Consider the following 256-nt stretch of genomic DNA (forward strand, 5'->3'; position numbering starts at 1 on the left):
GTCCCAGGCGCCTCGTACCAGTACTCGCCGGCCTTGTAGGTCTTTTCTTGTTCATCATTGAGCTTTGATACCACCGCACCTTCCACTACGTAGGCCATGACCGCCCCTGGGTGCTGGTGGGCGGGCGACGCCTGGCCGGGGGCATAGCTGACGGTGAGCATCACCGCCTTTTTACCGGGGGCGTTGCTGGGCAGTTTTTCTTGCAGGACCTGAACCTGATCGGGGGCATCGCCATGTGCCCAGGCGGGGGCATGGC

General features: G+C 62.9%; 1 protein-coding gene. It reads right to left on the reverse strand.

The genetic code is table 11. The annotated features are described in order from the left end of the window. The coding region (locus SB756_RS32300) for a cupin domain-containing protein (RefSeq protein WP_410913530.1) at window positions 1-256 on the reverse strand (256 nt) is incomplete at both ends.

The organism is Pseudomonas sp. SIMBA_068, assembly GCF_046534705.1.
Taxonomy (GTDB): Bacteria; Pseudomonadota; Gammaproteobacteria; order Pseudomonadales; family Pseudomonadaceae; genus Aquipseudomonas; species Aquipseudomonas putida.